The sequence below is a fragment of the Enterobacter sp. 940_PEND genome, assembly GCF_001059415.1.
In the GTDB taxonomy this organism is placed as follows: Bacteria; Pseudomonadota; Gammaproteobacteria; order Enterobacterales; family Enterobacteriaceae; genus Enterobacter; species Enterobacter cloacae_M.
The window spans coordinates 22924-36126 of record NZ_JUMS01000003.1 but is presented as its reverse complement, the minus strand read 5'-3'; the positions used below and the strand labels follow the sequence as shown (position 1 = coordinate 36126).

13 protein-coding genes are annotated in these 13203 nt (G+C 55.4%); 6 read left to right on the top strand and 7 right to left on the bottom strand.

All coding sequences use genetic code 11. The annotated features are described in order from the left end of the window. The first annotated feature begins 25 nt into the window (after positions 1-25). The 5 genes from ftsZ to mutT all read left to right on the top strand — a co-directional run bounded on the left by ftsZ (position 26) and on the right by mutT (position 6192). On the top strand, positions 26-1177 hold the full coding sequence (gene ftsZ, locus ADJ24_RS00825) for a cell division protein FtsZ (protein ID WP_008501978.1): 1152 nt from the start codon (positions 26-28) through the stop codon (positions 1175-1177). A gap of 101 nt (positions 1178-1278) precedes the next feature. Continuing rightward, entirely contained in the window at positions 1279-2196 is a 918-nt protein-coding gene (gene lpxC / locus ADJ24_RS00820) for a UDP-3-O-acyl-N-acetylglucosamine deacetylase (RefSeq protein WP_010426966.1), read from the top strand. 278 nt (positions 2197-2474) lie between these two features. Next, positions 2475-2978, top strand: coding sequence for a secA translation cis-regulator SecM (gene secM / locus ADJ24_RS00815; protein WP_023310401.1), 504 nt, complete (start codon positions 2475-2477; stop codon positions 2976-2978). A gap of 58 nt (positions 2979-3036) precedes the next feature. After that, on the top strand, positions 3037-5742 hold the full coding sequence (gene secA / locus ADJ24_RS00810; protein ID WP_023310402.1) for a preprotein translocase subunit SecA: 2706 nt from the start codon (positions 3037-3039) through the stop codon (positions 5740-5742). Positions 5743-5799: 57 nt separating this feature from the next. Further along, positions 5800-6192: an 8-oxo-dGTP diphosphatase MutT gene (gene mutT / locus ADJ24_RS00805; protein ID WP_023310403.1), complete on the top strand. Its 393-nt coding sequence runs from the start codon at positions 5800-5802 to the stop codon at positions 6190-6192. A 34-nt stretch (positions 6193-6226) separates the two neighbouring features. Here the strand turns inward: mutT and yacG are convergent, their stop codons facing one another. From yacG to coaE, 3 genes are read right to left on the bottom strand one after another with little or no spacing between them, the layout of a single operon-like run. Continuing rightward, complete coding sequence (gene yacG, locus ADJ24_RS00800; protein ID WP_023310404.1) at positions 6227-6421, bottom strand: DNA gyrase inhibitor YacG; 195 nt, start codon at positions 6419-6421, stop codon at positions 6227-6229. 9 nt (positions 6422-6430) lie between these two features. After that, positions 6431-7174: a cell division protein ZapD gene (gene zapD, locus ADJ24_RS00795; protein ID WP_023310405.1), complete on the bottom strand. Its 744-nt coding sequence runs from the start codon at positions 7172-7174 to the stop codon at positions 6431-6433. After that, on the bottom strand, positions 7174-7794 hold the full coding sequence (gene coaE, locus ADJ24_RS00790; RefSeq protein WP_023310406.1) for a dephospho-CoA kinase: 621 nt from the start codon (positions 7792-7794) through the stop codon (positions 7174-7176). Before coaE ends, zapD begins: the two co-directional genes overlap by 1 nt. A gap of 228 nt (positions 7795-8022) precedes the next feature. Between coaE and ADJ24_RS00785 the strand changes: the two genes are divergently transcribed. Beyond that, entirely contained in the window at positions 8023-9066 is a 1044-nt protein-coding gene (locus ADJ24_RS00785; RefSeq protein ID WP_023310407.1) for a GMP reductase, read from the top strand. A 43-nt stretch (positions 9067-9109) separates the two neighbouring features. Here ADJ24_RS00785 and hofC read toward each other — a convergent pair whose 3' ends face one another. From hofC to nadC, 4 genes are all read right to left on the bottom strand, one after another. Next, positions 9110-10294 carry a protein transport protein HofC gene (gene hofC / locus ADJ24_RS00780; RefSeq protein WP_023310408.1) on the bottom strand — a complete coding sequence of 395 codons (1185 nt, stop codon included), beginning with the start codon at positions 10292-10294 and terminating at the stop codon, positions 9110-9112. Next, a complete protein-coding gene (gene gspE, locus ADJ24_RS00775; protein ID WP_023310409.1) occupies positions 10284-11666 on the bottom strand; it encodes a type II secretion system protein GspE in 1383 nt (460 codons plus the stop codon). Before gspE ends, hofC begins: the two co-directional genes overlap by 11 nt. Positions 11667-11676: 10 nt before the next feature. Further along, the gene (ppdD, locus tag ADJ24_RS00770; protein ID WP_023310410.1) at positions 11677-12114 is read right to left on the bottom strand and encodes a prepilin peptidase-dependent pilin; all 438 of its coding nucleotides are present in this window, start codon (positions 12112-12114) and stop codon (positions 11677-11679) included. A gap of 174 nt (positions 12115-12288) precedes the next feature. Continuing rightward, positions 12289-13182: a carboxylating nicotinate-nucleotide diphosphorylase gene (gene nadC, locus ADJ24_RS00765; RefSeq protein ID WP_023310411.1), complete on the bottom strand. Its 894-nt coding sequence runs from the start codon at positions 13180-13182 to the stop codon at positions 12289-12291. Positions 13183-13203: the final 21 nt, after the last annotated feature.

Here is a 13203-nt window from a genome sequence, read left to right as displayed (position 1 = left end):
GACAGGCACAACGGAGAGAGAAATTATGTTTGAACCTATGGAACTGACCAACGACGCGGTGATTAAAGTCATCGGCGTCGGTGGCGGCGGCGGTAACGCCGTAGAGCATATGGTGCGTGAACGCATTGAAGGTGTTGAATTCTTCGCAGTTAACACCGATGCGCAGGCACTGCGTAAGACGGCTGTAGGCCAGACTATCCAGATCGGCGGTGGTATCACCAAAGGGCTGGGAGCAGGGGCTAACCCGGAAGTCGGGCGTAATGCGGCTGAAGAAGATCGTGAAGCGCTGCGCGCTGCACTGGAAGGTGCGGACATGGTCTTCATCGCAGCAGGCATGGGTGGCGGTACCGGTACCGGCGCAGCACCTGTTGTGGCTGAAGTGGCAAAAGATTTAGGTATCCTGACCGTTGCTGTCGTGACCAAGCCTTTCAACTTTGAAGGCAAGAAGCGTATGGCCTTCGCGGAGCAGGGTATCACCGAGCTGTCCAAGCATGTGGACTCGCTGATCACCATCCCGAACGACAAACTGTTGAAAGTTCTGGGTCGCGGTATTTCCCTGCTGGACGCATTCGGTGCAGCAAACGACGTGCTGAAAGGCGCGGTTCAGGGTATCGCTGAACTGATTACCCGTCCTGGCCTGATGAACGTTGACTTTGCAGACGTTCGCACCGTGATGTCCGAAATGGGCTACGCGATGATGGGCTCTGGCGTGGCGAGCGGCGAAGACCGTGCAGAAGAAGCGGCTGAAATGGCTATCTCTTCTCCACTGCTGGAAGATATCGATCTGTCTGGTGCGCGCGGCGTGCTGGTCAACATTACCGCTGGCTTTGACCTGCGTCTGGATGAGTTCGAAACCGTGGGTAACACTATCCGTGCGTTCGCCTCTGACAACGCTACCGTGGTAATCGGTACTTCTCTTGACCCTGAAATGAACGACGAGCTGCGTGTTACCGTTGTTGCGACCGGTATCGGTATGGACAAGCGCCCAGAAATCACTCTGGTGACTAACAAGCAGACTCAGCAACCGGTGATGGATCGTTACCAGCAGCACGGTATGTCTCCTCTGACTCAGGAGCAGAAACCGGCCGCGAAAGTGGTGAACGACCCAACGCCTCAAACGGCGAAAGAGCCAGATTATCTGGATATCCCGGCGTTCCTGCGTAAGCAAGCTGACTAAGAATTGGCTGGAATTTGGGGATTTGCGCTCTTTGTGCTAAACTGGCCCACCGTTAGTGATATACACTCTCGGTTGGATAGTTAATTTGGCGAGATTATACGATGATCAAACAAAGGACACTTAAACGTATCGTTCAGGCGACTGGTGTCGGTTTACATACCGGCAAGAAAGTCACGCTGACGTTACGCCCTGCGCCGGCCAATACCGGGGTCATCTATCGTCGCACCGACTTGAATCCACCGGTAGATTTTCCGGCCGATGCCAAATCTGTGCGTGATACTATGCTCTGTACTTGTCTGGTGAACGAGCATGACGTGCGGATTTCTACCGTAGAGCACCTGAACGCCGCCCTGGCGGGTCTGGGTATCGATAACATTATTGTTGAAGTCGATGCGCCAGAAATCCCGATTATGGATGGCAGTGCTGCACCGTTCGTCTATCTGTTGCTGGATGCCGGCATCGAAGAACTGAACTGCGCGAAGAAATTTGTACGCATCAAAGAGACCGTTCGCGTCGAAGATGGCGACAAGTGGGCTGAATTCAAACCGTACAATGGTTTCTCGTTGGACTTTACCATCGACTTTAACCATCCGGCGATTGATTCCAGCACCCAACGCTATGCGATGAACTTCTCTGCTGATGCGTTTATGCGCCAGATCAGCCGAGCCCGTACATTTGGCTTCATGCGTGATATCGAATATCTGCAGTCCCGCGGCCTGTGCCTGGGCGGCAGCTTCGATTGTGCCATCGTTGTTGACGATTATCGCGTACTGAACGAAGACGGCCTGCGTTTCGAAGATGAATTCGTTCGTCACAAAATGCTGGATGCTATCGGCGACCTGTTCATGTGTGGTCACAACATCATTGGTGCATTTACCGCGTTCAAATCCGGTCATGCGCTGAACAACAAACTGTTGCAGGCCGTCCTGGCAAAACAGGAAGCCTGGGAATATGTGACCTTCGAAGACGAAGCAGAACTGCCGCTGGCTTTCAAAGCGCCAAACATGGTTCTGGCGTAACGGTTCACGCCGTTTCGTAAAAAATCGACTGGTTAACCTGGTACTCTCTCCGACCAGGGAGACCAGTCGTTTTTATTTTTACCCTTCTTAGTTTGCCCCAGCGTTATCTCTCGTTTGTCTTACGCAGAAAATGTGTGCGTTAGCTGCATTCTTGACCGTTTTTCCCCGCGGCGGCACCTCATTCCTGCTGATGTATATTGGCTTTAGTGGTACTATCTGGGCGCTAAAAAGAATAACTGAACTCAGCCTCTGCAAGGCTGGCTTATTAGGTGGAGCAGGTGAGCGGAATACTGACGCGCTGGCGACAATTTGGCAGACGTTACTTCTGGCCGCATCTCTTATTAGGGATGGTCGCGGCGAGTTTCGGCTTGCCTGCGCTCAGCAACAGTGCCGAAGCGGCGACGCCCGCAAAAACCTCCACCACCAAACACGATCTCAACTCGCGGGTTAACTTCACTAACCTTGCGTGGCTTGAAGCCAACCGCCGCCCAAACTTCTCCGTCGATTACTGGCACCAGCACGCTATCCGCACGGTTATCCGCCATCTGTCCTTCGCGATGGCACCGCAGGCCATGCCTGTTGCGGAAGAGGCGCTGCCGGTGCAGGCTCAGCATCTTGCCCTGCTGGACACGCTCAACGCGCTGCTTACGCAGGACAGCCAGCCGCCGGTCATGGTTCGTCAGACAACGCAGCGTGCGTTTGTTTCACCTGTTTCATTCTCTGTTTCAACCTGGATTAGCCAGGCCCACGGCATTCGCGCCGGGCCGCAGCGCCTCAGCTAAATTAACTTTTTCAATACCTTAATTTATCTGCCCATACTGGGGCGTTTGAGAATTTATTATGCTAATCAAATTGTTAACTAAAGTTTTTGGTAGTCGTAACGATCGTACCCTGCGCCGTATGCGCAAAGCTGTTGCCGTCATCAACGGTATGGAACCGGCGATGGAGAAGCTCTCTGATGACGAGCTGAAAGCGAAAACGGCGGAATTCCGCGCTCGTCTGGAAAAAGGTGAAACCTTAGAAAGCCTGATCCCGGAAGCGTTTGCTGTCGTGCGCGAAGCGAGTAAGCGCGTATTCGGCATGCGCCACTTCGACGTCCAGCTACTGGGTGGTATGGTGCTCAACGAGCGCTGCATCGCGGAAATGCGTACCGGTGAAGGTAAAACCCTGACCGCAACGCTGCCGGCTTACCTGAACGCGCTGACCGGTAAAGGCGTTCACGTCGTTACCGTCAACGACTATCTGGCGCAGCGTGACGCCGAAAACAACCGCCCACTGTTCGAATTCCTCGGTATGACCGTCGGTATCAACATGTCCGGCCTGCCTGCGCCAGCCAAGCGCGAAGCATATAACGCGGACATCACCTACGGCACCAACAACGAATACGGCTTCGACTACCTGCGTGACAACATGGCGTTCAGCCCGGAAGAGCGCGTCCAGCGTAAACTGCACTATGCGCTGGTGGATGAGGTTGACTCCATCCTGATCGATGAAGCGCGTACTCCGCTGATCATCTCCGGCCCGGCTGAAGACAGCTCCGAGATGTACCGTAAAGTCGACAAAATCATTCCACACCTGCTGCGTCAGGAGAAAGAGGACTCGGATACCTTCCAGGGTGAAGGCCACTTCTCCGTAGATGAAAAAGCGCGCCAGGTGAACCTGACCGAGCGTGGTCTGGTGAAAATTGAAGAGCTGCTGGTCGCTGAAGGCATCATGGAAGAGGGCGAGTCCCTGTACTCTCCGAGCAATATCATGCTGATGCACCACGTGACCGCTGCACTGCGCGCCCACGCGCTGTTCACCCGCGACGTCGATTACATCGTTAAAGACGGCGAAGTGATCATCGTCGATGAACACACCGGCCGTACCATGCAGGGACGTCGCTGGTCTGACGGTCTGCACCAGGCTGTGGAAGCCAAAGAAGGTGTGGATATTCAGAATGAAAACCAGACGCTGGCGTCTATCACCTTCCAGAACTACTTCCGTCTGTATGAGAAGCTGGCAGGGATGACCGGTACTGCTGATACCGAAGCGTTTGAATTCAGCTCCATCTACAAGCTGGATACCGTGGTCGTTCCAACCAACCGTCCAATGATCCGTAAGGATATGCCGGACCTGGTGTACATGACCGAAGCGGAAAAAATTCAGGCGATCATCGAAGATATTCGCGACCGTACTGCGAATGGTCAGCCGGTTCTGGTGGGGACCATCTCCATCGAGAAATCCGAAGTGGTTTCTCACGAGCTGACTAAAGCGGGTATCAAACACAACGTTCTGAACGCCAAATTCCACGCCAAAGAAGCGGACATTGTTGCGCAGGCGGGTTATCCGGCTGCCGTAACCATCGCCACCAACATGGCGGGTCGTGGTACCGATATTATGCTGGGTGGTAGCTGGCAGGCTGAAGTGGCGGAGCTGGAAAACCCAACGCCAGAACAGATTGCCCAGATCAAAGCCGACTGGCAGGTTCGTCATGATGCCGTTCTGGCGTCCGGCGGTCTGCACATCATCGGTACAGAGCGTCACGAGTCTCGTCGTATCGATAACCAGCTGCGTGGCCGTGCGGGTCGTCAGGGTGATGCCGGTTCATCCCGCTTCTACCTGTCTATGGAAGATGCGCTGATGCGTATTTTCGCCTCCGACCGCGTGTCCGGCATGATGCGTAAGCTGGGGATGAAGCCAGGCGAAGCCATCGAGCACCCGTGGGTGACTAAAGCGATCGCTAACGCACAGCGTAAAGTGGAAAGCCGCAACTTTGATATTCGTAAGCAGCTGCTGGAATATGATGATGTGGCTAACGATCAGCGTCGTGCGATCTACACCCAGCGTAACGAACTGCTGGACGTGTCCGACGTGAGCGAAACCATCAACAGCATTCGTGAAGACGTGTTTAAAGCCACCATCGACGCGCATATTCCACCGCAGTCTCTGGAAGAGATGTGGGATATCGAAGGCCTGCAGGAACGTCTGAAAAATGACTTTGACCTCGATCTGCCAATCAAAGAGTGGCTGGATAAAGAGCCTGAGCTGCACGAAGAGACCCTTCGTGAACGTATCTTTGAAACCGCGCTGGACGTCTACAAGCGTAAGGAAGAGGTTGTTGGCGCTGAAATGATGCGTCACTTCGAAAAAGGCGTGATGCTGCAGACGCTGGACTCCCTGTGGAAAGAGCACCTGGCGGCGATGGACTACCTGCGTCAGGGTATCCACCTGCGTGGCTATGCGCAGAAAGATCCGAAGCAGGAATACAAGCGTGAATCCTTCTCCATGTTTGCCTCTATGCTGGAGTCACTGAAGTATGAAGTGATCAGCACCCTGAGCAAGGTTCAGGTGCGTATGCCGGAAGAAGTGGAAGCGATGGAGCAGCAGCGTCGTGAAGAAGCCGAGCGTCTGGCACAGATGCAGCAGCTGAGTCATCAGACCGACGACAGCGAAGCCGCAGCGGCGATCGCCGCGCAGACCGGCGATCGTAAAGTGGGTCGTAACGATCCGTGCCCGTGTGGTTCCGGTAAAAAGTACAAGGCGTGCCACGGCCGTCTGAGCTAAGTTCATAAAAAAACAAAAAGGCGCAGAAATCTGCGCCTTTTTTATGAAAGTGACAATATGAAAATACTGCAAATTGCCGTCGGGATTATTCGCAACCCGCAAAACCAAATCTTTATCACCCAGCGCGCTGCCGACGCCCATATGGCGAACAAGTGGGAGTTTCCGGGCGGTAAAATCGAGTCAGGTGAAACGCCGGAAGAGGCGCTGGTTCGGGAGCTTCAGGAAGAGGTGGGGATCACGCCGCTTGGCGCAACGCTGTTTGATAAGCTTGAGTACCAGTTTCCTGACAGGCACATCACGCTGTGGTTCTGGCTGGTGGAAAACTGGGAAGGTGAACCCTGGGGAAAAGAGGGACAGCCGGGTAACTGGGTGGAACTTCAGGCAAGTGATGCCGAAAAATTCCCGCCAGCTAATGAGCCCGTGATCCTGCGGTTAGTCGCACAACCATAGGCCTGCCAGGCGAAGCGCCAGCAGGCTTTACAGATTACTGCTGGGTTTCGCTCCAGTCATCGCTGTCCGAGAGATCGCCTTCGCTTGGAATGCGTTTCTCTTCCGCCGCCCATTCGCCCAGGTCAATGAGCTGACAGCGCTTGCAGCAGAATGGGCGGAACGGACTGACTTCGCCCCAGACAACGGTTTTGCCACAGGTTGGGCAGCTTACGGTGGTGACATCAGACATCGGCACTCCTTAACAACAGGCCAGTTCAAAATCGAGACGTTCCGGCACGGTGCCATTTTCACTGTCCAGCGGCATAAAGCGAATCGCAAAGCGGCTCTTATGCCCGGAAATCTGTGGGTAAAGCTGTTCGCCGAGAGACAGATTGAGACGCAGAAGATCGGCATCATCACCGTTATCCTGGAAGAAACCATTCAGGCTGGTTTGCTTGCGGAATGGCGCAGAGTTACGGATCAGATCGAGGATCAGCGACAGCGTCTGGTGCATTGGCTCCAGGCTTGCCAGCCAGCTGTTCACCTGTGCGTCACGCTGCGCCTGTGGCATATGTAGCCACATATGCAGCGTCGGCAGGTCGAAGCTGCAGCAGCCGCCAGGAATGCTCAGACGCTGGCGCACCAGGCCAATCAGGCGGTCTTCACGCAAAAACTGCCCGACGCGCGGCGCGGCCATCAGGACGGCACTGCTGCTTTTCAACTGCTGGCGGAGTGCGTCGATACGGCTCTGATCTACGCCGGGCACCTCTGTCCATGCCTGCAATTTACGCTGCTGGCGCTCCAGCTCTTTGAGTAATTCTGTGCGGACATCGCCGCGTTCAATCACATCCAGCAGATCGCCTACGTTGCGGAAGAAGTGCAACGCCGTGGCATGATCGTTAACTGGCAGATGTTGTGAAAGTTGTTGAATAAGGAATTCGATGCGCAGCCAGGTGCGCATTTTTTCGTTGAGCGGATGCTCAAAAAGGATGTGTGTCGACATTATGGTTTTTCCTGTGCAACGGCCTGCGCGGCGAACGTCAGATACTGCGCGTGCAGACGGGCAACATCCGATGCAATGGCATCTGGTGCGCCGTTATTATCAATAACATCATCCGCCACGGCAAGGCGCTGAGCGCGCGTAGCCTGAGCGGCAAGAATTTGTTCAGCATGCTCCCGCGAGACGCGATCGCGCGCCATGGTTCTCTGGATTTGCGTTTCGGGTGCGACATCTATCACCAGAACCCGATCGGCTTTCTTCTGCAGATGATTTTCAACCAGTAGCGGAACTACCCACAGGACATAGGGCGAGCGGGCTGCGGCTATCTGACGCTGAGTTTCCTGGTGGATGATGGGGTGGAGCAGGGCATTAAGCCAGGCTTTTTCCGCAGAATCAGAAAAAATGCATTCGCGAAGCTGACGGCGATTTAGTGTGCCATCGGCATTGATGACTGTCTGACCAAAATGTTCTGCGATGAACTTTAGCGCGGGTGTATTGGGCTCTACCACCTGGCGGGCAATGATATCGGCATCAATAATCGTGATACCCAAACGAGAGAACGCGTCCGCAACGGTACTTTTGCCACTACCGATGCCGCCGGTTAATGCGACGATATACCCCATTAATTCAAATCCTGGGAATTATTCATTATTAAAATCAGTTGATTAAAACTCTTAGGTGCGCCAGCAACTGTTTGGTCCTGTTTACCGGCTTTTTACCAGGTAAATTTATAGGATTGTAGCGTAAAAAAAGAGAATTTCGCAGTCTTGCGGAGCAGGTATTAGTGCGTATGATAACGTCACTGGAGTTGTGCTTTTAACATATTTGCCTCTAACCCCAGGAATCCGCACATGCGTATCGAAGAAGATCTGAAGTTAGGTTTCAAAGACGTTCTTATCCGCCCTAAACGCTCTACACTGAAAAGTCGCTCAGACGTTGAACTCGAACGTCAGTTCACCTTTAAGCATTCCGGTCAGACCTGGTCTGGCGTGCCGATCATCGCCGCCAACATGGATACTGTGGGAACCTTTGAGATGGCAACTGCCCTGGCACAGTTCGACATTCTTACCGCCGTGCACAAACATTACAGCCCTGAAGAGTGGAATGCGTTTGTTGCGTCCGCGTCTGCTGACGTGGTGAAGCATGTGATGGTTTCTACCGGGACCTCCGATGCGGATTTCGAGAAGACGAAACAGATCCTGAACGCTAACCCGGCGCTCAACTTCGTTTGTATTGACGTTGCGAACGGTTACTCCGAGCACTTCGTGCAGTTCGTCAGCAAGGCGCGTGAGGCCTGGCCGACGAAAACCATCATCGCGGGCAACGTGGTGACCGGTGAAATGTGTGAAGAGCTGATCCTTTCCGGTGCAGATATCGTGAAAGTGGGTATTGGCCCGGGCTCCGTGTGCACGACCCGCGTCAAAACCGGCGTCGGTTATCCGCAGCTTTCCGCCGTCATTGAATGCGCCGATGCGGCGCACGGTCTGGGCGGTCAGATCATCAGTGATGGCGGCTGTACCATGCCGGGCGACGTTGCGAAAGCCTTCGGCGGCGGCGCCGACTTCGTGATGCTCGGCGGTATGCTGGCAGGCCACGAAGAGAGCGGTGGTACCGTTGTTGAAGAGAACGGCGAGAAATTTATGCTGTTCTACGGCATGAGCTCTGAATCCGCGATGACCCGTCACGTCGGTGGCGTGGCAAAATACCGTGCGGCGGAAGGTAAAACCGTGAAGCTGCCTCTGCGTGGCCCGGTTGAATACACCGCGCGCGATATCCTCGGCGGCCTGCGCTCGGCCTGCACCTACGTTGGGGCATCCCGCCTGAAAGAGCTGACTAAACGTACGACGTTTATTCGCGTTCAGGAACAGGAAAACCGCGTATTCAACAGCCTGTAATGGCTTCTGCTGGCGCATGCCCGTGCGCCAGCGCTGTTCAGCACTATCCCGCGCTCATCGCATCCCCCAGATGGAAAATCGGCAGATACATTGCCACTACCAGCGTGCCGATGATGACCCCTGTCACAATCAGAAGCACTGGCTCGAGAAGTGCCGCCAGATGATCTGCCCGTTGAAAGGTCTGTTCCGTGTGGTGCCGGGCGAGATTTGCCAGCATGATGTCCAGCGCACCTGACATTTCACCGGTTCGTAAAAGCTGAATACACAGCGGGGTAAAGATGGCCGCTTTCTGAAAGGATGACCAGACGGGGAGACCTTTTTCAATGTCCTCCCGAACGCTGTGGAGTATCCCCCGCCAGTAACAACTTTCAACGGTCTCCTCTGCGCTCTCCAGACCCTGTAAAAAGGGGATCCCTGCCTGCTGCGTGAGTGACAGCACGGTAAAGATGTGTCCCAGTTTTTGGCCTTTTGCCAGCGCGCCCATCACGGGCATGTGCATCAGCATGCGCTGCCAGCGAGGGTTCTTCCGCAGTGCCCAGGCGGCGGCTAAGGGCGTTAATAACGCGGCGAACAACGCGAGGGCATAGGACTGGATAAATGCGGCCATCCCCATGACCATTTGCGTCAGCATCGGGAGCGGCGTGTTAAACGTTTTGTAGATCGCGGCAAACTCGGGCAAGACCAGAATGACCATCGCCAGCACCACGAGTACGGCCAGCGTCAGGACGATCGCCGGATAGCGCAGGGCCTTTTTCACCTTATCTCTGAGCTGCTGCTGCGCTTTTTGCTGCTGCGCGAGCTGGCGGCAGCACTCCTCCAGTTTCCCTGTGAGCTCACCGGTTTTCACCATCGAGACATGCAGCGGGCTAAACACCGCTGGCCACTTTTTTAGCGACTCAGAAAAGGGGGAGCCCTCACTGAGCTCATCGGCAATGCTTTGCAGCAGCGCCTGCCACGGTTTTAACGGATGTTGCTCTGCCAGCATCTGCAGGCTGTGGGACAACGTCAGCCCCGCCTGCAGAAGCGTTGCGAGCTGGCGAAACATCTCGCAGCAGTGATGCGGCTGCCAGCGGTGTCGCTGAGCGCATCGGGTCAGCGCCAGAGGATGGAGATCGCTACGCATCAGCCTGGTGAAGGCGGCAGTGCGGTCTATGGCCCAGAGTGTTCCGCTTCGGGGTTCTCCTTCTTTGGTGAGCGCTCGCCAGCGCCAGAGCTGATTAGCAGCCATCCGGCATTCCCAGCACGCGCACCAGCTCTTCGATCGTGGTCAGCCCTTGTTCTACGGCCATGCAGCCGTGCTCAAAAAGAGAAATCATTCCCGCCTGCCGGGCACTCGCCTCTATCACTTCGATTCCCGCCCCGCTGGCAATGGCCTGACGCAGGGCATTGTCGATCGCCAGCACTTCAAAAATGGCCACGCGGCCATAAAAACCGTGATAACAGCGATCGCAGCCGGTGGGCTGCCAGCGTGGAAGCGGTCTGGACCATACGGCGCGCGGTAATTCAGCATGCTCGCTGGCTTCCCGGCGACAGTGCGGACACAAACGCCGGACCAGTCTCTGGGCAATCACCATCGACAGCGCGGAAGATATCATCCAGCGCGCAACGCCCATCTGCTCCAGGCGAATCAGGGTTTCCGTCGTTGAGTTGGTGTGCAGCGTTGACAGCACCAGATGACCGGTCTGAGCGGCATTAATGGCAATTTCTGCCGTTTCGCCGTCACGGATTTCGCCGACCATAATGATGTCTGGATCTTGACGCAGCAGCGCCCTCAGCACGCTCTGGAATGTTAAACCCGCCCGGGGATTAATCTGCGTCTGGTTTAATCCCGCAAGGGGGATCTCAATGGGATCCTCTACGCTACAGATGTTGACGTCGGGGGTGTTACGCGCCTGCAGCGCGCTGTACAGCGTCACGGTTTTGCCGCTGCCGGTAGGGCCGGTGACCAGAATCAGCCCCTGCGGCTGGTGGAGGACCTCATTAAAACAGGCCAGTTGTTCTGCGCTCATACCAAGCGCTTTCGGCTCAAGAGCCTGCTGAACCTGATGCAGCAGACGCAGCACAATTTTCTCACCACCGTTGCAGGGAAGCGTTGCGATCCGAAACGAGACCGGCGCGTTTGCCAGCTCAATCGTAAACTGACCGTCCTGAGGTAAACGACGTTCAGCAATATCCAGATTACCCAGCACCTTTAAACGAGCGCTGAACAGGCTTGCCTGCGAGGCGGAAAGCGGAGGCTGGGGACAAAGAACCCCGTCGATGCGTAAACGGATCTGGCATGCATGCTCCATCGGTTCGATATGAATGTCGGAGGCGCGCTGGCTGATTGCCTGCTGCAGCGTGTGGTTGAGGATATCCACCGTCGAGTGTGTTTGCGAAACGACGGGCAGATGCGATTGTGACGTTAGCTGCCGGTGTTTTTCCATGCGCTCAGCGCTCCAGCACTCAATATCAATCCGTTTCTGGGTCGCGAAGCGCAGCGCCTCCATGAGTTCAGCCGCGGGGCTGCCCACGACGGCGATGCTGACCATGTCACTGTCGCTGGTGAGCAGCAGAGCGTGATGGCGCTGACAAAGCGCCACGAGTTGATCGGTATTCATTATCCGCTCCTCAGTTATTGTCGAAGCGGAAAACATCTTCGCAGGCCTGTTTCAGGGCGCTGTCAGCACTGATGTTGCAGTCGCGCGTCCAGCCCGTCATACCGTTACCGTCGTTCCACTGCGGCGTCATGACCACTTCCAGCCCGTTAAGACTCTCCTGTCCTGTTAAGGTCACGGTCCCTTTCGCCACGCTCATTCCTGAAACGTAGCGTGTCGTGGTGGGAGAGGGGATACCGTTACTGCCCGCATCGCAGCTCTCCACGCCACCGTGATCCAGCGCGCAAAGCTCAATGGCCGTACGGTAGGGAACGAAGGTTTGCAGCATATCGGTCAGCGCCGCCTTGCGCAGGTAGTTCTGATAGGCGGGAACGCCGATGGCGCTCAGAATCGCAATGATGCCAATGACCACCATCAGCTCAATGAGTGTGAATCCTTGTTGTCTGTCCATATCTGCTCCTTATGCAAAGTGGCGCTACTTTGTCAGTGGGAAAGAGCAGAAACGAGAGGCAAAAAAGGGAACGGGAAGGAGGCTTCAGAGAATTTTTTCAGTGTTGCAGGGCAGAACAGTGGATCTGCGAGCGGGGCTGAAATTCCCCTCTCCGGGTGGAGAGGGGAGAATGCGTTATTTGAAGCGCATTGAGAGGTCGAGGGCGCGAACGTGTTTGGTCAGCGCGCCGACGGAAATGTAATCCACGCCGGTTTCGGCGAATTCACGGATCGTTTCGAAAGTGACGTTCCCGGACACTTCAAGCTGGGCCCGGCCGTTAGTCAGTTTTACCGCCTCGCGCATCTGCTCTGTTTCGAAGTTATCGAGCATGATGATATCGGCCCCGGCCTTAATCGCCTGCTCCAGCTCTTCCAGGCTTTCGACTTCTACCTCGACAGGCACATCCGGGTGCAGCCAGAAGGCTTTCTCCACCGCCTGACGCACGGAGCCAGAGGCAATAATGTGGTTCTCTTTAATGAGGAAGGCGTCGGATAAGCCCAGGCGATGGTTAGCGCCGCCGCCGCAGAGCACCGCATACTTCAGCGCGGTACGCAGGCCCGGCAGCGTTTTGCGGGTATCCAGCAGCTGGGTGCGGGTACCGGCCAGCAGGTCAACGTAGCGATGCACTTCACTGGCCACGCCAGAGAGCGTTTGTACAAAATTGAGCGCAGTACGTTCGCCGGTCAGCAAGACGCGGGAAGGACCGTCCAGTTCAAACAGCGCCTGGTTTGCCGTAATTGCATCGCCGTCTTCAACGTGCCAGATAATCTGCACATCATCACCCGCCAGCTGGGTAAAGACCTCTTCAACCCAACGCTTGCCGCAAAAAACGCCGTCTTCACGGGTGATAATGACCGCGTGCGAGCGCGTCTCTTTTGGCAACAATTGTGCGGTAATATCCTTATCAGCGTTAACGTCACCGCCCAGATCTTCTTTTAAAGCATGGGAGACGCTTGCCGGAATATCCATATTAATACGTTCCAGAAGCGCTTCACGTCGGTGGTCGGGGTTGTAGCGGCGAGGCGGCATGATAAAACTCCAAATTGGTAA